21 protein-coding genes are annotated in these 19,616 nt (G+C 70.5%); 11 read left to right on the top strand and 10 right to left on the bottom strand.

All coding sequences use genetic code 11. The features are described from left to right. Positions 1–106: 106 nt before the first annotated feature. The 3 genes from VGO10_RS20655 to VGO10_RS20665 all read left to right on the top strand — a co-directional run bounded on the left by VGO10_RS20655 (position 107) and on the right by VGO10_RS20665 (position 2,248). The gene (locus VGO10_RS20655; protein WP_327471891.1) at positions 107–664 is read left to right on the top strand and encodes an RNA polymerase sigma factor; all 558 of its coding nucleotides are present in this window, start codon (positions 107–109) and stop codon (positions 662–664) included. Positions 665–690: 26 nt separating this feature from the next. Further along, a complete protein-coding gene (locus tag VGO10_RS20660; RefSeq protein WP_327471892.1) occupies positions 691–1,590 on the top strand; it encodes a 4-hydroxy-tetrahydrodipicolinate synthase in 900 nt (299 codons plus the stop codon). 151 nt (positions 1,591–1,741) lie between these two features. Further along, entirely contained in the window at positions 1,742–2,248 is a 507-nt protein-coding gene (locus VGO10_RS20665; RefSeq protein WP_327471893.1) for a nitroreductase family deazaflavin-dependent oxidoreductase, read from the top strand. Here VGO10_RS20665 and VGO10_RS20670 read toward each other — a convergent pair. After that, a complete protein-coding gene (locus tag VGO10_RS20670; RefSeq protein ID WP_327471894.1) occupies positions 2,227–3,420 on the bottom strand; it encodes a hydroxymethylglutaryl-CoA reductase in 1,194 nt (397 codons plus the stop codon). The two genes, VGO10_RS20665 and VGO10_RS20670, sit on opposite strands and share 22 nt — an antisense overlap. Further along, a complete protein-coding gene (locus VGO10_RS20675) occupies positions 3,417–4,100 on the bottom strand; it encodes a helix-turn-helix domain-containing protein (protein WP_327471895.1) in 684 nt (227 codons plus the stop codon). Before VGO10_RS20675 ends, VGO10_RS20670 begins: the two co-directional genes overlap by 4 nt. Before the next feature lie 58 nt (positions 4,101–4,158). Here VGO10_RS20675 and VGO10_RS20680 point away from each other — a divergent pair, with 58 nt between their 5' ends. Beyond that, on the top strand, positions 4,159–5,676 hold the full coding sequence (locus tag VGO10_RS20680) for an NAD(P)/FAD-dependent oxidoreductase (RefSeq protein WP_327471896.1): 1,518 nt from the start codon (positions 4,159–4,161) through the stop codon (positions 5,674–5,676). 3 nt (positions 5,677–5,679) lie between these two features. Here VGO10_RS20680 and VGO10_RS20685 read toward each other — a convergent pair whose 3' ends face one another. Further along, a complete protein-coding gene (locus VGO10_RS20685; protein WP_327471897.1) occupies positions 5,680–7,179 on the bottom strand; it encodes a hypothetical protein in 1,500 nt (499 codons plus the stop codon). 49 nt (positions 7,180–7,228) lie between these two features. Between VGO10_RS20685 and VGO10_RS20690 the strand changes: the two genes are divergently transcribed. Further along, a complete protein-coding gene (locus VGO10_RS20690) occupies positions 7,229–7,957 on the top strand; it encodes an SDR family NAD(P)-dependent oxidoreductase (RefSeq protein WP_327471898.1) in 729 nt (242 codons plus the stop codon). Here VGO10_RS20690 and VGO10_RS20695 read toward each other — a convergent pair. Next, positions 7,954–8,913, bottom strand: coding sequence for a cation diffusion facilitator family transporter (locus VGO10_RS20695; protein ID WP_327471899.1), 960 nt, complete (start codon positions 8,911–8,913; stop codon positions 7,954–7,956). The two genes, VGO10_RS20690 and VGO10_RS20695, sit on opposite strands and share 4 nt — an antisense overlap. A gap of 55 nt (positions 8,914–8,968) precedes the next feature. Here VGO10_RS20695 and VGO10_RS20700 point away from each other — a divergent pair, with 55 nt between their 5' ends. Next, on the top strand, positions 8,969–9,424 hold the full coding sequence (locus tag VGO10_RS20700) for a universal stress protein (RefSeq protein ID WP_327471900.1): 456 nt from the start codon (positions 8,969–8,971) through the stop codon (positions 9,422–9,424). 9 nt (positions 9,425–9,433) lie between these two features. Here VGO10_RS20700 and VGO10_RS20705 read toward each other — a convergent pair whose 3' ends face one another. Further along, complete coding sequence (locus tag VGO10_RS20705; protein ID WP_327471901.1) at positions 9,434–10,243, bottom strand: ATP-binding cassette domain-containing protein; 810 nt, start codon at positions 10,241–10,243, stop codon at positions 9,434–9,436. Between the two features lie 194 nt (positions 10,244–10,437). Next, on the bottom strand, positions 10,438–10,806 hold the full coding sequence (locus tag VGO10_RS20710; protein WP_327471902.1) for a VOC family protein: 369 nt from the start codon (positions 10,804–10,806) through the stop codon (positions 10,438–10,440). A 743-nt stretch (positions 10,807–11,549) separates the two neighbouring features. On the opposite strand from VGO10_RS20710, the gene VGO10_RS20715 reads away from it, so the two are divergent. Beyond that, positions 11,550–11,993, top strand: a complete 444-nt coding sequence (locus tag VGO10_RS20715) for a hypothetical protein (protein WP_327471903.1) — start codon at positions 11,550–11,552, stop codon at positions 11,991–11,993. Positions 11,994–12,043: 50 nt separating this feature from the next. Here VGO10_RS20715 and VGO10_RS20720 read toward each other — a convergent pair whose 3' ends face one another. Further along, on the bottom strand, positions 12,044–13,780 hold the full coding sequence (locus VGO10_RS20720) for a CocE/NonD family hydrolase (RefSeq protein WP_327471904.1): 1,737 nt from the start codon (positions 13,778–13,780) through the stop codon (positions 12,044–12,046). Positions 13,781–13,868: 88 nt separating this feature from the next. Between VGO10_RS20720 and VGO10_RS20725 the strand changes: the two genes are divergently transcribed. From VGO10_RS20725 to VGO10_RS20735, 3 genes are all read left to right on the top strand, one after another. Then, entirely contained in the window at positions 13,869–15,371 is a 1,503-nt protein-coding gene (locus tag VGO10_RS20725) for an adenylate/guanylate cyclase domain-containing protein (protein ID WP_327471905.1), read from the top strand. A 55-nt stretch (positions 15,372–15,426) separates the two neighbouring features. Continuing rightward, a complete protein-coding gene (locus VGO10_RS20730) occupies positions 15,427–15,585 on the top strand; it encodes a hypothetical protein (protein ID WP_327471906.1) in 159 nt (52 codons plus the stop codon). Positions 15,586–15,847: 262 nt separating this feature from the next. Continuing rightward, positions 15,848–16,009 carry a hypothetical protein gene (locus tag VGO10_RS20735; RefSeq protein ID WP_327471907.1) on the top strand — a complete coding sequence of 54 codons (162 nt, stop codon included), beginning with the start codon at positions 15,848–15,850 and terminating at the stop codon, positions 16,007–16,009. Between the two features lie 10 nt (positions 16,010–16,019). Here the strand turns inward: VGO10_RS20735 and VGO10_RS20740 are convergent, their stop codons facing one another. Genes VGO10_RS20740 through VGO10_RS20750 form a run of 3 tightly spaced genes read right to left on the bottom strand, consistent with a single transcriptional unit; the run spans position 16,020 to position 18,524 of the window. Continuing rightward, positions 16,020–17,363: a HAMP domain-containing sensor histidine kinase gene (locus VGO10_RS20740; protein ID WP_327471908.1), complete on the bottom strand. Its 1,344-nt coding sequence runs from the start codon at positions 17,361–17,363 to the stop codon at positions 16,020–16,022. A gap of 5 nt (positions 17,364–17,368) precedes the next feature. Next, complete coding sequence (locus VGO10_RS20745; protein ID WP_327471909.1) at positions 17,369–18,061, bottom strand: response regulator transcription factor; 693 nt, start codon at positions 18,059–18,061, stop codon at positions 17,369–17,371. Next, positions 18,054–18,524: a calcium-binding protein gene (locus VGO10_RS20750; protein WP_327471910.1), complete on the bottom strand. Its 471-nt coding sequence runs from the start codon at positions 18,522–18,524 to the stop codon at positions 18,054–18,056. Before VGO10_RS20750 ends, VGO10_RS20745 begins: the two co-directional genes overlap by 8 nt. 156 nt (positions 18,525–18,680) lie before the next feature. Here VGO10_RS20750 and VGO10_RS20755 point away from each other — a divergent pair, with 156 nt between their 5' ends. Next, a complete protein-coding gene (locus VGO10_RS20755; protein WP_327471911.1) occupies positions 18,681–19,544 on the top strand; it encodes a calcium-binding protein in 864 nt (287 codons plus the stop codon). The last annotated feature ends 72 nt before the right edge of the window (positions 19,545–19,616 follow it).

Consider the following 19,616-nt stretch of genomic DNA (forward strand, 5'->3'; position numbering starts at 1 on the left):
CTGCGCTCGTCGGGCGCCAGCGATGCGCGGCGGGTTTCCGTGCGAGACTCCTCGGTCGCCGGCGCATTAGAGCCACTGTCGTCTCTTTAATGTCGCCGCGCCGCCTATGCGTCGCCGCCGACTCAAATCACCACGCTTCGCCATCACCAGCGACTCGCTGGAGGCGCTCTACCGCTCCCATGCGCCGAGCATGGCGGTATACATCGCGCGCAAGACGATGGACGCCGGCGTCGCCGCGGATCTCACCGCCGAGACGTTCGCCGAGGCCTATAGGAACCGCCGTCAGTTTCGCGGGCGGACGCACGAGGAGGCCGTCGGCTGGCTGTACGGCATCGCCCGCCACCAGGTCAGCCACTTCGTTCGGCGCGACCGCGCGGAGGCCCGGGCCCTCGAGCGTCTCGGCATCCAATGTCCACAGCCGGCTGATCTGGAGCTCGAGCGCATCGAGGAGGTCGCCGGGACCGCGGAGCTCCGCCACCGCGTCGCGTCCCATTTGAGCGACCTGTCGCACGAACAGCAGGAGGCGCTTCGTCTGCGCATCCTCGAAGAGCGCAGCTACGAGGAGATGGCCGCGCGCCTGGGCATCAACGAACAGGCGGTGCGCGCACGCGTCTCGCGTGGCGTGCGCACGCTGGCCCTGCGCCTCCAGCGCGACCGGGGCTGAGCGGGCGGTCGCCATAGGATGGGCGGATGTCCTCCGCCTACCGCCCGGCCGGCCTGCTGGCGCCGGTGATCACGCCGTTTGCCGCCGATGGCGGGGTTGACATCGACGCCCTCGAGCGCCTCGCCGGCGAGCTACTGGACGCCGGCGCGGCCGGTCTCGTCGCGCTCTCGACCACGGGAGAGCCGAGCGCCCTGGACGGCGCCGAGCGCGACGCGGTGGTGGCGGCCTGCGCGCGGGTCTGCGCCGATCGCGGCGCCGAGCTCGTCGTCGGCGCCGGCACCAACGACACGCGCACGACGATCGAGCGCCACGAGGCGCTTGCGAACGTGCCGGGCGTCGTCGCCTCGCTGGCCGTCGTCCCCTATTACGTCCGCCCCAGCGAGGCCGGGATCCTCGCCCACTTCCAGGCGGTCGCCGCGCGCTCACCGGTCCCGCTGATCACCTACAACATCCCCTACCGCACGGGACGCGGCTTGGGTGCGACGGCGCTCTTGGAGTTGGCCGCGACCGACAACGTCGCGGGCCTCAAGCAGGCTGTCGGGTCGCTGGATGCCGACACGCTCGCGCTGCTGGCCGACAAGCCCGAGGGCTTCGCGGTGCTCGGCGGCGACGATGCCTTCCTCTTCCCCACCATGGTGATGGGCGGCGCGGGCGCGATCGCCGCCTCGTCGCATCTCTGCACTGAGCGCGTGGTGGCGATGCTCGACGCGGGCGCCGCCGGCGACGTCGCGACCGGCCGGCCACACGCCGAGGCGCTGCTGCCGCTAGTCGCCGCGCTCTTCGCCGAGCCGAGCCCATCGGTGATCAAGGCGTTACTGCACGCCGAAGGCCGCATCCCGACGCCTGACGTGCGGCTGCCGCTGGCGCCGGCGACGCCCGCAGCGCTGCAGCGGGCGCAGGCCGCCTTCGCGGCGGCGCGGAACTAGTGCGGGCGCAGGGCCCCGCCGCAGTGCGGGCAGGCCGAGCGCTGCTCGTCGCGCCGGGGATGCCACAGGCGCAGGCAGCGGTTGCAGATATGACGCATGTCCCAGGTGATCGACGCGTCCGCCTGCCGCTGAAGGGATGATGTCTGAACACATGGCACCTTCGAAGGGCATCTACGGCAAGCTCAGCACGGCCAGCAAGCCGCCGGCGCCGGGCAGCCTCGCGTTCAAGGCGTGGGGCGTCATCACGAGCCTCAACACCTGGGTCTACCGCCTCAGCGGCGGCCGGATCGCCGGCTCGATGGACCGCGCGCCGGTGCTGCTCCTGCATCACGTCGGGCGCAAGAGCGGCCAGGAGCGCGTTGCTCCGCTGCTCTACCTGCCCGACGGCGAGGACATGGTCGTCGTCGCCTCCTACGGCGGCGCGCCGAAGAACCCGGCCTGGTACCACAACTTGCGCGCCAAGCCCGAGACCGTCGTCGAGGTCGGCCGCGAGCGCCGGCCGGTCACTGCCCACGTCGCCACCGAGCAGGAGCGCGAGCGCCTCTGGCCCGCGCTGCTGGAGCTCTACCCCGCCTACGGCGATTACCAGGCCCGCACCGAGCGGACGATTCCGCTCGTCGTGCTGAAGTCCCGTGCTTACGGTCGGTTGCGCCCGTAGGCGTCGTGGGCCTTGACCCACTCCTCGGCGACGATCGCCGAGCCGAGTGACAGCTCACCGCAGAGCACGGTCGCGGCGATGATCTCGGCGAGCTTGCGAACCTTGCCGTCGCCGTAGCAATCCATCAGCTCGAGGCACTCGCGCTGGGTCGCCAGGCCCGTCCCGCCGCCGTAGGTCGCGACGATCAGCGACGGGATCGTGATCGAGTAGTAATAGTCACCGTTGGGGCGCAGCTCAGCGTGGACGAAGGCCGCGCTGGACTCGGCGACGTTGGCGACGTCCTGGCCGGTGGCGATGAAGATCGCCGTGATGCCGTTGGCCGAGTGCGCGCCGTTGTTGTTGACGCCCGACATGAAGCCGCCGAGGTTGGAGACCTGACGGGCGCGGAACATCAGCTCGCTGCTGGACTTCATCACCGAGCGCAGCAGCGCGTCGGGGATCGTCGCCTCGGCCACCACGCGCTTGCCCCGCGTGTGCAGCATGTTGACCTGCGAGGTCTTCTTGTCGGTGGCGAAGTTTGACTCCAGGAAGTACTGCTCGATGCCCGGGTACTCGGCCTTGATCCAGTTACAAGCGGCCTGCGTCGCCTTGCCGGTGAGGTTCTGGCCGGCTGCGTCGCCGGTCGTGTAGTTGAAGCGCGTGTAGAGGATCCGCGAGGCGGAGTACTGCTCGATGTCCTTCAACTTGCCCGAGCGCGTCGTCGTCTCGGCGACCGCCTTGATGTCGTCGAAGCGCTCGATCAGCCACGCGCCGAACGCCCGCGCCTCGCGCGCGCTCGGGAAGATGAACGAGGGCGCGCGCTGCATGTGGTCCTCGATGATCGTCGTCGTGACGCCACCCGCCTCGTGCAGGAGCTTCATGCCGCGGTTGTAGGAGGCGACGAGCGTGCCCTCGGCCGTGGCCAGCGGCACGTAGAACTGCCCCTGGGCGTGCTCGCCATTGACCAGGAGCGGGCCGGCGACGCCGATTGGCACCTGCGCGACGCCGAAGAAGTGCTCGATGTTGCCCGGCAGCGTCGCGGGATCCAGCGAGTAGTGGCCGACGTGGTCCAGGGAGGTACCCGAGCGCTGCGTCAGGAACTCCTGGCGCAGGCGCGCGGCGTCGCGTGTGTAGTCGTCGGTCGGATCGCGTGGGACCGGCGTGCGGTCGGCGGTGTTGGTGGGCAAGGTCATGCGGTCTCTCTCCTCGTCGTGGACGCGGGCGCCCCCAGCAGCCGGAGCTCGACCTCGAGGATCGGGTCCAGTAGGTCGGGCAGCGCCTCGGCGCCCTCCTTGAGCAAGCGGTCGATCACCAGCTCGTGGATCGCGCCGACGGCGGCGCGGAAGATATAGGGCGCGGGCGCGGGCACACCGGCCGGCGGGCCGACCGCCGCGGCAAACGCCGCGTGCGCCTCGGCGAGCCGCGCGGCGAAGCGCTCGTGCACGGCATCGCGGCGGGCCAGCGCGGCGGGCCCGGCGCCGAGCACCTCGATCAGGAAGGTGCGCGCGAAGGCCGGGTTGTCGGAGAGCAACTGCAGGTAGACCTCGGTGCCGGCGCGTGCGCCCTCCAGCAGGCCGCCGGCGCCCGCTTCGGCCTCGGCGATAGCGCCCAACAGCGCCTCGACGCCTGCGTCGTAGGCGGCCAGGAAGCACTCCTCCTTGTTAGCGAAGTGCTCGTAGAACGAGCGCCGCGAGACACCCGCGCGCTCGATGACGTCAGCGACCGCCACGTTGGCGTAGCCCTTGGCCGCGATCGCGTCGGCCATCGCGACGAGCAGCCGCTCGCGCTGGGACTCGACGACGACCGCGCGCGGTGCCGCATAGCGGCCACGAGGCAGGACGCGCAGCGCGTGAATCTCTCTCGGGCCACTCATAGAGACAATAGTGTACCATCGAGACAGACATGTTCCTTCGAGACGCCCCGGAGCGACGATGACCCCCTCTTCCCCCCAGCCCAACGGCACCGCCCCACGCCACGTGCGCGTCGGCATCCTCGGCGCCGGCTTCGGCGGCCTCGGCACCGCGATCCGGCTCGTGCAGCGCGGCGAGCACGACTTCCTCATCTTCGAGCGCGCGGCCGACGTCGGCGGCACCTGGTGGGCCAACACCTACCCCGGTTGCCAGTGCGACATCCCGTCGCACCTCTACTCCTTCTCCTTCGCGCCCAACCCCAACTGGACGCGCACCTACCCCAAGCAGCCAGAGCTGCGCGACTACCTGCGCGCGACCGCCGAGAAGTTCGGCATCTATGACCGCATCCGCTTCAACACGGAGGTCACCGATGCGAGCTGGGACGAGGAGGCGAGCCTCTGGCGCATCGAGACGAGCACCGGCAGCTACACCGCCGACGTCATGGTCGCCGCCCCCGGTCCGCTGAGCGAGCCGTCGATCCCCGACCTTCCGGGCATCGAGGACTTTGCGGGCACGATCTTCCACACCGCGCGGTGGAACCACGATCACGATCTGCGCGGCAAGCGCGTCGCGGTCGTCGGCACCGGCGCTTCAGCGATCCAGGCCGTGCCGGAGATCGCCCAGCAGGCCGCGCGCCTCGACGTCATCCAGCGCACGCCCCCGTGGGTCGTCCCCCACCGCGACCGGCCGATCACGCGGATCGAGCGCGCGCTCTACAAGGCCGTCCCGCCGCTGCAGCGCCTCGTCCGCGCCGGCGTCTACTTCAGCCGCGAGCTGCTCGTTCCCGGCCTCGTCTACCGCCCGCAGATCCTCAAGGCGGTGGAGAAGCTCGCCCGCAAGCACATCGCCGACCAGGTGCCCGATCCCGAGCTGCGCGCGAAGGTCACGCCCAACTACACGATCGGCTGCAAGCGCATCCTGCCGTCGAACAAGTGGTACCCGGCGCTGGGCCGCGAGAACGTGGAGCTCGTCACCGACGCGATCACCGAGATCCGACCCAACGGCTACGTGACCGCGGACGGCACGCTGCACGAGGTCGACACCATCATCTTCGCCACGGGCTTCTTCGTCACCGACATCCCGCTGGCCAACATCGTCACGGGCAAGGAAGGCAAGCGGCTCTCCGAGGTTTGGCACCGCTCGCCGCAGGCCTATCGCGGCACGGCGATGGCCGGCTTCCCGAACCTGTTCCTGCTCGTCGGTCCGAACGTCGGCCTGGGCCACAACTCGATCGTCTTCATGATCGAGGCGCAGATCACCTACGTGTTGGGTGCGCTGGAGCAGATGCGCGCCAGCGGCGCCGGCCGCGTCGAGGTCCGTCCCGACGCCGTCATCACCTACAACAACCGCTTGCAGTCCAAGATGGGCAAGACGGTGTGGAACACCGGCGGCTGCGCCTCCTGGTACATCGACGCCGAGGGCAAGAACACCACCATCTGGCCGGACTTCACCTTCCGCTTCTGGAAGGAGACGCGCGAGTTCGACGCGGCGGCGTACGAGCTGACGCCGGTCCGCGCGCCGGAGCCCGTGGCCGCCTAGCCCTCACTCCACCCGGAAGGCCCCGCGCATGAACGGGTGGATGCGGCAGAAATAGGTGTAGGTGCCCTGCGGGAGGTTCGCTGGCGTCTGCCACGTCACGCGCTGCGCGGCGGGCGAGGCGCCGAGCGGCCCGAAGCCGAGCTGGCCCGAGTCGAACTGGGTGCCTGCCGCCCCGTTGGCCAGCGGGTAGCTGATCCCGGTCTGGCGGTTGCAGGGCGCACGGCAGGTGGTGATCGAGTGCCACTCGATGCCGGGGTCGTCCTGGTTGACGAACGCCAGGCTCGTCCCCTGCGCGACGACCGGGACGCGCGCCTTGGTGTACATCTGGCCGAGGTCGCCGGGCTGGAACTGGAAGTCCTTGATCTTGACCTCGGTGGTCGCCGCGCCGTCGGACGCCTTGCGCGGGTCGGGGTAGACGGCCAGCTTGCCGCCGTGGTGGTCGTTCTCGGCCAGATGGCCGTGCGTCAGCTCGCCGGTCGGGTCGACCTTGGTGACGAACGGGTCCGGGCCCTTGGCCTCGTTAGGCGCGACGAAGAGCAGGACGATGCCCATGTTCTCGTACCACGACGACTGCCGGGAGTCGTAGGTGGCGTGGATGCCGATCATGTCGCCGGCCTTGAGCGCCACGCGCCACTTCGGCTTGGAGGCGGTCAGCGAGACGTCCCAGGAGACCGGGCCGGCGGGGTCGTAGTAGTGGGCCTGAGAGGTGAAGACGCGCTTGGTTCCGGCACCCTCGCGGGTGACGTCGATGTCGTCGCGCAGCCCTCCCGGATGGAGATGGCCGACGGCCGCGACGACCGTGCCGCCGTAGGGCATCGTGAACTCGTTCTGCTTCGGCCCGCCCGCGTACGGGTCGGTGGTCTCGTCATCGGGGAACGTGAACTGGCCGTCGCTGCCGCCGCTGCGCTGGGCGACGTCGAAGACCGGGTAGCCCCAGCCGCGGCGCACGTCCATCCAGAACGGGATGACGGGCTTGACCGTCTTGGCCAGCGGCGAGCTCTTGGGGATGAAGTCGAGGTCCCACACCAGCCGGACCTTGGTGGCGTTGGGCGTGTTGTTGTGGATCATCTCGTTCAAGATCCACGTGTCGCTCTTCTTGTAGGCGTAGCCGTAGCCCTTGGGAATGCGGAAGACCGTCTTCTCCTCGCCGCCGAAGAAGATCGGCTGGATGGCGCCGAATGGCGAGGCCGGCGAGGTGCCCGACGCGTTGAGCCACACGCCGTGGTGCAGGTGGATGACGTCGACCGGCGGCACCGTGCCGTCGAGGTAGGTGAGGTCCGGCCGCGCACGCACGATGTAGCCGTCGACCTTGGGCTTCTGCCCGGGCGCCACCAGGACGTTGTTGATGCTGTTCTGCCCCGGCTTGACGAGGATCGGCGCGGTCTTGAAGTGCAGGTGCTGCACGCCCTTGGTGCCGTCCCAGAGGCCTTGCTCGGCGGAGGCTGGCGCGGCGAGGACGAGCAACGAGAGCAGCGCGGCGCACGCCGCAAAGGACCGGGACATGCGTTGAGCTTCTCAGACGCGTGGGGCCTCGCGCTAGGTTTGGCACGAGATGCTCAAGGGTCGAGTGGCAGTGGTGACGGGCGGCAGCGGCGGGATCGGCACGGTCCTCTGCCGGCGGCTGGCCGCGGAAGGCATGGCGGTGGCGGTGCACTACCGCGACCGCAACGAGATCGCCGACCGGATCGTCGCCGAGATCGTCGATGGCGGCGGCCGTGCGGTCGCGATCCCGGCCGACTTGCTCGTCCCGCGCGCCGCCGAGTTGCTCATCGACGCCGTCGAGCAGGAGCTCGGGCCCGTCGACGTCCTGGTCGCCAACCACGGGCTGGCCCACAAGGCCGGGTTTGACGAAGTCGACGCCGGGGCCTGGGACGAGACCATGGCCATCAACTTGCGCGCGCCGTATCTCCTGGCGCGCCGCGTGCTGCCGTCGATGCTCGACCGCGGGTTCGGCCGGATCCTCTTCGTCTCCTCGGTCGCCGCCTTCACCGGCGGGATCGTCGGCCCGCACTACGCGGCGTCCAAGGCCGGGCTGCACGGCCTGACCCACCATCTGGCCTCGCGCGTCGCGCAGGCCGGCATCACCGTCAACGCGATCGCGCCCGCGCTGATCGAGTCCACCGACATGCTCCCCGACGACCCCGGCTACCTCGCCGGCGTCGTTCCCATCGGCCGCCTCGGCCGCCCCGCCGAGGTCGCCGACATGGCCTTGGCGATGCTGGGCAACGAGTACCTCACGAGCAAGGTCATCGCGCTCGACGGTGGGATGCATCCGCGCTAGTCGTCCGTCAACCGCTCCGGCGTGACGGGCGTGAGGTAGAGCCGCGTGATGGCGGGGACCGTCGCGCACATGGTGTCGCGAACGACCTCGAGGGTGACAGCGACGTCGGTGGCGGTCATCCCGTCGCGAACCTCTACCTCGGCGGCGGCCATGACGCTGGATGGTCCGAGGTGGACGGCCTCGATGGTGTGGACGGCGGTGATGCCGGGCTGGGCGGTCAAGCGCTCGCGCAGCGCGTCGATGTGGCGGGGCGCAACGGCCTGGTTGGTCAGCAGCTCCCGGTTGCGGCCGGAGAGCTTGATCGCGACGTAGGTCAGCAGACCGCCGATGATCAGCGTGGCGATCGGATCGAAGATCTCGATGCCGGTGACCTTGTGCAACACCAACGCGGTCAGGGCCAGCGACGCGCCGATCACGTCGATCGTGTCCTCCAGGTACACGGTCGTGACGGTGGGGTCGTTGCTCTCGGCCAGGTACTGGCGCAGCGGCATGTCGGCCTTCGACGCCCGGCCGCGCAGCTCGCGGACCGCGACCGTGCGGCTGATGCCGTCCAGGACGATCGCGATCACCAGCACGCCGACGCCGACCCAGAACGCCTCCAGCTCACGTGGGTGGACGAGCGCGTTGATGCCCTCCCAGATCGACACGGCGCCGCCGACGACGAACATTCCCACGGCGGCCAGCAGCGCCCAGTACCAGCGCTCGGGGCCGTAGCCGAGCGGATGGCTCGGGTCGGGTGCGCGCTCGCTGCGGCGGATCGCGATGTAGAGAAAGACCTCGTTGCCGGCGTCGGCGACCGTGTGCAGCGTCTCGGCAAAGAGCGCGGCCGAACCGGTCAGCGCCGCGGCGACGCCCTTGGCGATCGCGATCGCCGTGTTGGCCGCCAGCGCGGCGAAGACGCTCGTCAGGCTCGCGTCGCGCCCGTCGCCGTCCTGCGTGCTGTCGCGATCCGCCACCGGCGCCAAGCCTAGTGCGACGGCATGCGGACGCCCGTTCGGCACACTGAGGGACATGCCCGACCGTCCGACCTTCCACCGCGTCCTCGTCGCCGTCGACGGATCGCGCCACTCCGACCTCGCACTGGCGATGGCGATCGCCCTGAGCGAGCGCGACAACGCGCGTCTGACGATCCTGACGGTGATCCCGAACGTCAACGAGAGCGCCGCGCTGGCCTACGGCGCGGGCGTCGACCCCATTGCCTTGCAGCTCGACGCCGACCGCGGCGCTGAGCGCACGATGCGCGCCGCGCTGGACGCGGTCCCCGACGACCAGCCGGTCGAGTCGGTCCAGCGCCGCGGCCATGCGGGGCCCGAGATCGTCGCGCAGGCCAAGGCCGGCAACCACGACGCGGTCGTCCTCGGCGCGCGCGGGCTCGGGCGGATCGGCTCGATGTTCGGGTCGGTCAGCCAGCACGTCCTGCACCACGCGGGCATTGCGGTGTTCGTCGGGCATCTGCCGGAGGACTAGAGCGCGACCTCAGCGCGTGTGCGCTCGCTCGGCGACCGCACGGGCATGGGCGCGGGCGCGGGCGCGTGCAGCATCGCGCTCGCTCTCGTAGGCAGCCCAGCCGCCCGCGTAGTACGTCGCCTCCCCCGTGCGGCCGTCGAGCTCGAGCAGCGTCTCGGCGGAGGACTCCAGCAGCGCGCAGTCGTGGGAGGCCAGCACGAAGCCGCCGGGGCTGGAGGCCAGCAGGTGCGTCAGGCGCTCCAGGCCGTCGTCGTCAAGGTGGTTGGTCGGCTCGTCGAGCGCGATGACGTCAAAGCGCGCCGCGCGCAGGACCGCGAGCCCGGCGCGCGCCGCCTGGCCGCCGGAGAGCGTCGCCAGTGGCCGGTCGAGCAGCGTCGCGGAGAGGCCGAGCTCGTCGGCCGCTTGAGCGACACGAGCGTCGGCGTCGGCGCCGCCGAGCGCGAGCCAGCGCTCCAATGCTGCGGCGTGTGGGGCAACGGCGTCGAGGTCACCGCCGGCCAGCCGTTCTTGGAGACGATCGAGGATGCGCGCCGCGCCTGCGACGCCGAGGCGCTCGAGGATCGTCGCGCGCACGGTCGCGGTGCCGCGGTGGTCGGCCAGCTGCGGCAGGTAGCCGACCGTGCCGAAGCGCTGCACGCTCCCGCCATCGAGCGGCTCGATCCCCGCCAGCGCACGGAGAAGCGTGGACTTGCCGGAGCCGTTGGGGCCAATGAGCGCAAGGCGGGTGGTCGCGTCGACGCGGACGTCGATGTCCTGCAGGACGGTGCGGGCGCCGTGATGGCGGGTGATGCTGCGGGCGTCGAGAAGGGTCGACGGCATGCGGTACTCCTAGGGGAAGCGAAGACGGGGTCATGAGACAGCGGCAGGCAACCGACCTGGCTTGGCTTGATGCCGGTCGGTGCTGCTCGGAGGGCTGTCAGACAACGTCGCGCATACAGTGGCCCGCGAAGGCCGCTGGGAAAGGTACCGCACTTGGTCTCGGACTCACAAGTGCGGGTACCCGTACTCCTCTGTCAGGACGGCAGGTAGGTGCCGAACGACCACACGTTGCCGCCCGGGTCCTTGGCGGCGTATTCGCGCGAGCCGTAGTCCTGGTCGGTGAGCTCGCGCACGATCTCGGCGCCGGCGGCCACGGCGCGGGCGTGGTGGGCGTCGGGATCGTCGATGACGACGTAGGTCGTCGAGCCGCCGTAGGCGAGGTCGCTGCCGGCGTCACGGTGCTCGCCGAGCATGATGTAGGCGTCGCCGAGCTTCAGCTCGGCGTGGGCGACGGCGCCTTCGTGCTCGTAGACGGCGTGCTCCTCGAAGCCGAAGGCGGTTGTGAGGAAGGTGATCGCGGCGCGGGCGTCGTCGTAGCGGAAGGTGGGGATGATGGTGGCCATGGTTGGCGAGGCTACTCCGCTCTGTTCTCGGCGTTCGTGGGGTTCGGGGCGGTGGGTCGGGGGTGCGGTGTGGGATCGGTTGGGCGGCGCTCCGTGACGATCGCCACCACGCTCGCGTGATGTGCGGCGTTGGGTGAAAGTTGTGCACTGTGGTCCGCGCTCATTTGTGTGGGCACCGAACGAGCGCCGCGCGGATGACGACATCACGGATCGCCGCCACGGTTCAACGCCCTCGCGCCGCCAACGCGCGCGATCCGGGTCGTTTCCGACATCCATCTGACGTTCAATCTGACCCGGATCCGCGCATGAAGGATCGAGCGCGGAGGTGGGCCTGTTCAACGCGAGCAGAGCGCGCTAGATAGGCCCAGGACTCCTGCTCGACGTCGCGGACCCGACGTGGGCCCGTTAGGCGCGAACAGACCGCGCCCAACAGGCCCACCCTCCCCAAGCCGAGGCGGACGACCAGCCAACGCCGAGAGCCACCGATCCCGCTCACTCCCCTCGGTGCCGACAGACCGCGTGGCGCACCCCGACCCCGGTGGCGCTGAGCACCCCGCCGTCGGCGCCCGGGAGTTGTTGATGTTGTCACTCGCCGGACGGCGACTCTCGAACATCGCAACGATTCTGCGCAATCGAGTACATCCGTCCGCTCACCCGGCTAGGCTCCGCTCACAACCAAATCAAAGACCCCCGCGACCGCGGCAAACGGCCCGGGGGCATGACCCAAAGGAGTTACACCTCCCATGAGTACCCCGCAGCGTACCCACGCGCCCGTGATGGTCGTCGTCGACCGCGAGACCGCAGACGTCCTGCGCACAGAGGCCAAGAAGGTCGCGATGTTCGAGCACGACAACTTCGAAGACCTGCTCGACTTCAGTCCCGACGCCCAACACGGCCTGTTTCGGCGCTACCGCGACGTGTTCGATCTCATCGACGCCGTCGGCTGTGACCCCGAGAAGGTCGACCCGGCCCAGGAGGCCTTCGAGGTCCCCTTGACCGAGGACCTCATCAACCTCCTGGGCCTGCGCCGCTATGACCTCGCGATGAGCAACGCCGATCGCCTTCCGGAGCACAACGGCCCGATCTCGCCCGAGACCCTGGCCGAGATCACCCACGACCGCCTCGCCGCCCAAGCGCTGGACCGCCTCTTCGACACTTACAACAAGGCCGCACGCACACAGCGCTGAACCACCGAAGCAGCCGGGTCGCGGCATGTGTGCCGCGACCCGGCCCGCCCTCAGCGCACCGGCAGCGCGGCCTTCACCTTGGTCAACGTCGCGCTAAACACCGCAGGGCTCGGCCCATAGGTCGGCGCATCGCGCCCCAGCAACTCGACAACGATCCGATGCCCCTTCGGGAACTTCCAGCCGTTGCCGTCCAGCGTGAAGCGGAAGCTGCCCTTCTCATTGTCCTTAAGTCGGTAAGCGCCGCGATCGATCAGCCGCTGTTTGCCGCTCGCCGGATCGAGATCCCAGACGCGCGCGTCGAGCTGGCCATAGCGTCCCTTCACCGCCACCTTGCCGGTGATGACCGTCTGGCCGATCAGCGTCTGACCCTTCGACGTCATGCTCAGCACCGCCCTGCTGCCACGGTCGGGCGTGTGGGTCGCGCAGTGCGAGCCGGTCGTCGACAGCGGTGACAGCTCGCCGGCCAGCTTTGCGCTCCCGCCCTTCGAGGTGATCTTCAATGCCTTGGTCGTGCCGAAGCGCAGCGTCGAGGCAGCCAACCCCGTGAAGGACGAGGCCTTGAACGGGCCGCCACCGGCGGGCGCCAGCGCTGGGCAGGTCATGGTGTAGGCCGTGACCGAACCGGGCGCCGGTTTGCTCCCCGTGCCCTTCAGCCACGCGTTGAAGAACGCGAGACCCTGAGCGTCATAGGCGGCGACGTCCTTGGCGTGGTTGGCGGCCGGCGCGTGACCGAGGTCGCCGAGCTGCAGCGCGACCGGCGCGCTCTTGCTCTGCTTGCGGATGTGGTCGTAGGCGCCGAGCGCCTGGTTGACGGGGAACAGCGCGTCGGTCCAGCCCGACTGCAGCAGCAGCGGGCTCGGCGTGCCGGGAACACTCGCAACACCGTGGTAGTTGTAGGAGTTGTCAAGCGTCTGACGCGTCGACCCATCGAACTTGCCGCTGTCGAGCTGCGTCTTCCACAGCGTGATGTCGCTTGAAAGGTCGCCGCCGGTCGGGGCGACGAAGCCGCTGAACGCCACGGCGAAGATGCCACCCGCGTAGGCCTGGGTCTCGACGCCGGTCGGCGTCCGCGACCACGGACCGCGGCCGTTGCGGGTGAAGATCGCCTCGCCGTTGGACCACAGCCAGCGCGGCCAGGCGGCCGTCAGCGAGATCGGCGTGCCCTTCGGGCTCGTCCACGGCGCGTAGCCGCCATCCGGCAGGCGGACACGATCCTTGAGGAACGCCAACATGGTGGAGAACCCACCGCCGTAGGAGATGCCGGTCGAGCCGATCGCGCCGGGGTTGACGACGCCCTCGTCGACGAGCTGGCCGACGAGCGTCTGGATGTCGCGGACCTCGTAGCGCATGTCGCCCAAGCGCGTCCACCCCGCCTCGCAGCCGGCGGTCCGGGATTCGGGCTTGCCGCAGGAGTTGCCGAAGCCGCGTGCGGTCGGCGTCACGACGGCATAGCCCTGCTGGGCGAAGAACCAGTTGGAGTAGGACTGGTCACCCGCCGTCGACTCCAGCGACGTCTTGTCTCCGCCGAGGCCGTGCAGGAGCAAGATGGTGGGGAACGGTCCGTCGCCGGTCGCCGGCAGCGTGACGTCGACGTCCAGCGGCGTGCCGTCGAAGCTGGTCGGGCGCGAGGCGAGGTCGCTGGTGGGACAGAAGCGCACGCCGTTCTGGGGCGTGCAGGCATGGCCGAAGGGCGCGGGCTCGGCGGCGGATGCGGCGGCGGCCGGGACCAGTGCGAGCAGCGTTGCGACGGCGGCGCCGAGCAGCGCGGGACGTTGGGCGTGGGACATGGCGATCACGCTAACCCAACCGCTGTGCGGCCCCGAAAGAGCGGTCGGCGGTCGATCCGCGTGCGCCAGGAAGTAGGTTCCGGAACCGATGCTCGGCACGCCGTCTGACCTGGAGCGCCGGCTCGCCCTCCCCTACGCGGTCCTGATGATCGGCGCCAACGTCATCGGGGCGCTCATCGTCTTCGCGCTGATCGTCTTCGCGCTGCCGCTGCCGGATGTCGCCAACTCCGCGCACGTGCGGCGCGTCAACGTGGCGTGGCTCGCCGGCTACCTCGTCTTCGCGGTGCCCGCCGGCGTGCTCTGGGTCCTGTGGCTGCTGCGCCCCGTGATGGCCTGGCTGCGCGCCGACCGGCCGCCGACCGACGAGGAGCAGCGCGTCGTCCTGCTCACCCCCGCGCGCGAGCTGATCGCCCACGGCGTGCTGTGGGGCCTCGGCGCCGTCGTCTTCACGCTGCTCAACGTGCGCTACAGCCACGAGCTGGCGCTGATCGTCGCGATCACCGTGGGGCTGGCCGGTGCGGGAACCTGCGCGGTCGCCTATCTGCTGGCCCAGCGCGTGCTGCGCCCCGTGGCCGCTCGCGCGCTGGCCGACCAGGTCCCGGAAGACCCGGCGCTGCCCGGCATCACGACGCGGATCCTGCTGACCTGGGCGCTCGGCACGGGTGTGCCGGTGCTCGGGTTGACCCTCGTCGGCATCGGCGAGCTGATCGGGACGATCGACGCCTCATCGGAGCGTGTGGCGACGACGGCCGTGACGCTCGGCGGCGTCGCGCTGGTCATCGGCCTGGCGGCGATGGCGCTGACCGCACGCTCGCTTGCCGACCCGCTGAACGCGGTACGTCGCGCGGTGCGCCAGGTCCAGCGCGGCGAGGACGGCGCGGAGGTCGACGTCTATGACGGCAGCGAGCTCGGGCTGCTGCAGGCCGGCTTCAACCAGATGGTCGACGGGCTGCGCGAGCGCGAGCAGCTGCGCGACCTCTTCGGCCGCCAGGTCGGCGAGGACGTCGCACGCCAGGCGCTGGAGCGCGGGATCACGCTCGGGGGCGAGGAGCTCGAGGTCGCCGTGTTGTTCATCGACTTGGTCGGCTCGACCGAGCTCGCCCACCAGCGGCCGCCGGCCGAGGTCGTGGAGCTGTTGAATGACTTCTTCCATGTTGTCGTCGAAGTCGTCGACGGCGAGGGCGGCTCGGTCAACAAGTTCGTCGGCGACGCGGCGCTCTGCGTCTTCGGCGCGCCCCTGCCCCACGACGACCCCGCAGGTGGCGCGCTGCGGGCGGCGCGGCTGCTGCGCGAGCGGCTCGCGCGCGAGGTGCCGCAGTGCGACGTCGGCATCGGCGTTTCGGCGGGGACCGCCGTCGCCGGCAACATCGGCGCCCAGCAGCGCTTCGAGTACACCGTGATCGGCGACCCGGTCAATGAGGCCTCGCGACTGACCGAGTTGGCCAAGCAGCACGAGGGTCGCGTGCTTGCTTCAGAGGCGGCGCTGTCGCGGGCGGGCGAAGACGAGGCACGCCATTGGAGCCTCGGCAACACCGAGACCCTCCGCGGGCGCGCGACACCGACACGCCTCGCAGCCCCAACGCCCTTCTAGCCTGAACGCACAGCCACCTCCCGGGTGGCGGCCAAGGGGGCGTACACTGGCTTGCGTGTCGACGCATGCTGCTGACACCCACGAGCCGAATCGCGAGCTCCCCGTCGAGGAGTTGATGCGCCGCGCGCGGCCCCTGCCGCCGCACGAGGAGATGATCATCGACGACATTAGTGAGGACGAGGGCGCCGCCTTCCTGGCCGCCGTCAAGTCGTGAGCAGCACTCGGCCTCGTGGGCCGGTCGTCATCGACACCGACGTCTTCAGCGCCGACCTCGTCCCCGGTTCCCGTCTGGCCGAAAGGTACGCGCCGGTCATCACCGGGCGTCCGGCCTTCATCTCGTTTCAGACCGCAACCGAGTTGCGCTACGGCGCGCTGCAACGTGGCTGGGGCGAGGCACGGCTGCTCAAACTCGAAGCGCTGATCGGACGCGTCGAAGTCGTCCACACCGGACCGGACCTCGTGATGGTCTGCGCCAGTTGCGGGCAACCTGCAAGGCACGAGGTCACGCTCTCGCCCAGCGCGAGCACAACGCCGACCGCTGGATCGCCGCGACCGCGATGCGCCTCGGCGTCCCACTTGTCTCCAACGACGGGATCTTCCGCAACGTGCCGGGCCTCGATCTCGAGACTGCTGGTTAGCGAGCGCGTTCTAGAAGCGCACGGTGAAGCGTGCGCCGCCGAGGGTCGGCGCGGTGGTGACCTCCACGCGCGCGCCGTGGTGGCCGGCCTGCTGCGCGACGAGCGCAAGCCCTAGCCCTGAGCCCGGTGTCTCGGCGCCGTCGATGCGGGCGAAGGGCCCGAAGATGCGGTCGCGTTCATGATCAGGAACGCCGGCGCCGTCGTCGTCGATCGACAGCATCGGGCCGGCGGCCTCCAGCGCCACGCGGACCTGGGCGCCGCCGTGGCGGATCGCGTTGGTGACGAGGTTCTCCACCACCAACCGCAGGCCCGGCTCCCAGCCCTCGACGACCACGGGCGCCTCCGGAAGCTCGGCCCTGACGACAACCCCCGGATGGCGTGCCGCGGCCGCGGTGACGACCTCGTCGACCAGTTCGGTGAGATCCACCGGCTCGTGCTCCAGCGGCCCCGCATCGCCGCGGGCCAGCGCCTGCAGGCCATCGATCAAGTCCACTAACCGCCGCTGCTCGGTCAGCGCGTCGTCGAGCATCGCCTCACGGCGTGCGCCGTCCAACTCCGGATGGCGCCGCAGCGCCGACAGCGTCGCCTGCACGCTGGTCAGCGGCGTGCGCAGCTCGTGGCCGGCGTCGGCGGCAAAGCGCCGCGTCGCGGCCAGCGCGCGCTCGCGGTCGGCCGCGCTGCGGCCCAGCCGCGCGAGCATCGCGTTGAACGAGCGCGCCACCGAGCGCAGCTCCGCCGGCCCACGGTCGTCGGGCACACGGCGATCGAGATCCTCGTCGTCGGCGATCGACGCCGTCACCGTCCGCAGCCGCCGCAGCGGACGCAGCAGCACCGACGCGATCAACCACACCGCCAACCCGACCACCAGCAGACCGACGAGCCCGATCAGCGCGACGCGCCGCTCCAGCTCATCGATGCGGTGCTCCAAGCCACCGAGGCTGGAGACGACCTCCAGCCGCGCACGTCCGCCGAGATCCGGATCGCTCAGCGTCGTGACGTATGCGCGGTAGCGCTGGCCGTCGCTGGAGAAGGTCGACAGGCCGCGCGGCAGCGCGCCGTGCGTCGGGGGTGTCGGGCCGGCATGCACCAGCCTGATCCGTCCGAGCCGGACGAGCAGCGAACTGCCCGTCGCTCGGAGCACGGCGTCGAGCCGCGGGTCGTCGGCGGGGACCTCCTGCTGGACGGCGGCCACCGCCGTCGGCCGCGTCAGCTCCGCGGTCCGCTTGAGCCGGTCGTCGAGCGCCGCCCGCTCGGAGGCGTTGATCTCGTGGAACGCCGCGGCGCCCGCCGCGACCAACACGGCCGCGAGCAGGAGCAGGACGCCGAGCGTCAGACGGCCACGAAGGCTGCGCATCGCCCTCAGGCTCGCAGGACGAAGCCGACGCCGCGCACCGTGTGCAGAACCCGCGGCTCGCCGTCCTGCTCGAGCTTGCGCCGCACGTACCCGACGAAGACGTCGGCGACGTTGGTCCCGGGATCGAACGTGTAACCCCAGACCTCCTCGTGCAGCCGCGCGCGATCGAGGATCTCCCCCGGGTTGCGCATCAACAGCTGCAACAACTCGAACTCCCGGCGCGTGAGCTCCAGCTCGCGCTCGCCGCGGCGGACGACGCGCGAGCGCGGGTCCAGGCGCAGGTCGCCGACCACCAGCGCCTCGGCGGCGCCGGCCGGCCGCCGGCGTAGCAGGGCGTGCAGCCGCGCCACGACCTCCTCGAGCGCAAACGGCTTGACCACGTAGTCATCGGCACCGGCCTGCAGCCCGGCCACGCGGTCGTCGACCTCATCGCGCGCCGACAGCACGCAGACCGGAACCTGATCGCCGCTCGCGCGCAGCCGCTCCAACACCTCGAGCCCGTCGAGGTCGGGCATGCTGAGATCGAGCAAGACCACCGCGGGCGCGATCCGCGCCGCCGCCTCCAGGGCCGCCCGTCCGCCGGAGGCCGACACCACCGTGAAGCCCTCCAGCTCCAGCCCAGCGCTCACCGCGCGCCGGATCGCGGGGTCGTCGTCGACCAGCAGGACGACGGGCCCCGCGGCCGCGGGCTCAGCCAAGGCGGATGACCTCGCAGTCGTGGCCCACCACGTCGCCCGCGTCGGCGATCACCGTGTCGCGCCCTGCGCCGCAGTGCACCGTGTCGACCTCGCCGTCGCGCACGTTGATGATGTCCTTGCCGTTGCCACCGTAGATCTGGTCCTGGCCGGGCCCGCCGGTGATGCGGTCGTTCCCCGCACCGCCGAGCAGGTTGTCGTCGCCCGCGCCACCGCGGAGGATGTCGTTGCCCGCGTCGCCGGCGATCGTGTCGTTGCCCGCGCCGCCGTTGATGCGGTCGTTCCCGCCGCGGCCGAAGATGGTGTCGTCGCCCCCGCGTCCGTTGATCACGTCGGCGCCCGCGCTCCCAGAGAGCTGGTCGGCCTGGCGCCCGCCGGTGACGACGTCAGCCGCCGCCACGCCCGCGAGGGCGCTCACCAGCAACGAGATCAACAACACGGACAGGACGATGCGGGGCATGGACATGAGGATGACGCAGGTTCCCGGCTGGTCATCGCGTGCGCGAAGCCTCTCATGAAGTCCTCACGGAGCATGAGGACTGGGTGAGACGTCGCTGGGAAGCGACCCCGAAGCGGTGAACCTGCCTCCCAGGGAAAGCAACGACCAGGAGGACGACGTCACATGCAATTTCGCAAGTCCATCATCGGCGCCACCGCGGCGCTGGCCATCGTGCCGGCCGGCACGGCGCTGGCGGCCACGATCAACGGCGGCCCAGGCAACGAGCGCCTGCGCGGCACCAACGTCACCGACACCATCAACGGCAACGGCGGCAACGACCGCATCTTCGGCCGCGGCGGCGACGACCAGCTCAATGGCGGTCCGGGCAACGACCGGGTCTTCGGCGGTGCCGGCAACGACACGATCGCCGGCGTCCAGGGCAACGACTGGCTCAACGGCGGCGCGGGTGACGACACGATCACCGGCGACGCCAACGGCACGGGCGACCTGAGTTCCTTCGATCGCATCTTCGGTGGTTCTGGCAACGACACGCTCAAGGGCGGCGACTCGCGCGACCGCATCTACGGCGGCAGCGGCAACGACAACTCGGCCGGCGAGAACGGCAACGACCGCATGGCCGGCGGCACCGGCGACGACCTCCAGGATGGCGGCGCCGGCAACGACACCATCTACGCCAACCTCGGCAACGACACCACCAACGGTGGCGAGGGCAACGACAACCTGTGGGCGCTGGCTCGTGGCGACGTCCATCCCGGCCCCAATGGTGAAGTGGACACCGCGGGCGACACGCTCGACGGCGGCCCCGGCAACGACACGTTCCACACCCGCGACGGCGAGGTCGACAAGATCACCTGCGGCGACGGCAACGACGTCGCGCTGCTCGACACGGTCGACGTGATCACCGACGCCACGCCCGACAACCCCAACGGCTCGTGCGAGAAGGTCGTCCGCAAGGCGCCCAAGCCGCAGGAGTCGAAGTCCGAGGATGCCCAGCAGGCCCCCGCGGACGCCAACGTCCAGTCCTAGGGCGCCGACACACGGCCCCTCATCAACGAGGGACACCAGAAGCACAGCGGTCGCCGGCAGTTGCTGCCGGCG

Source organism: Baekduia sp. (assembly GCF_035996765.1).
Lineage (GTDB): Bacteria > Actinomycetota > Thermoleophilia > Solirubrobacterales > Solirubrobacteraceae > Baekduia.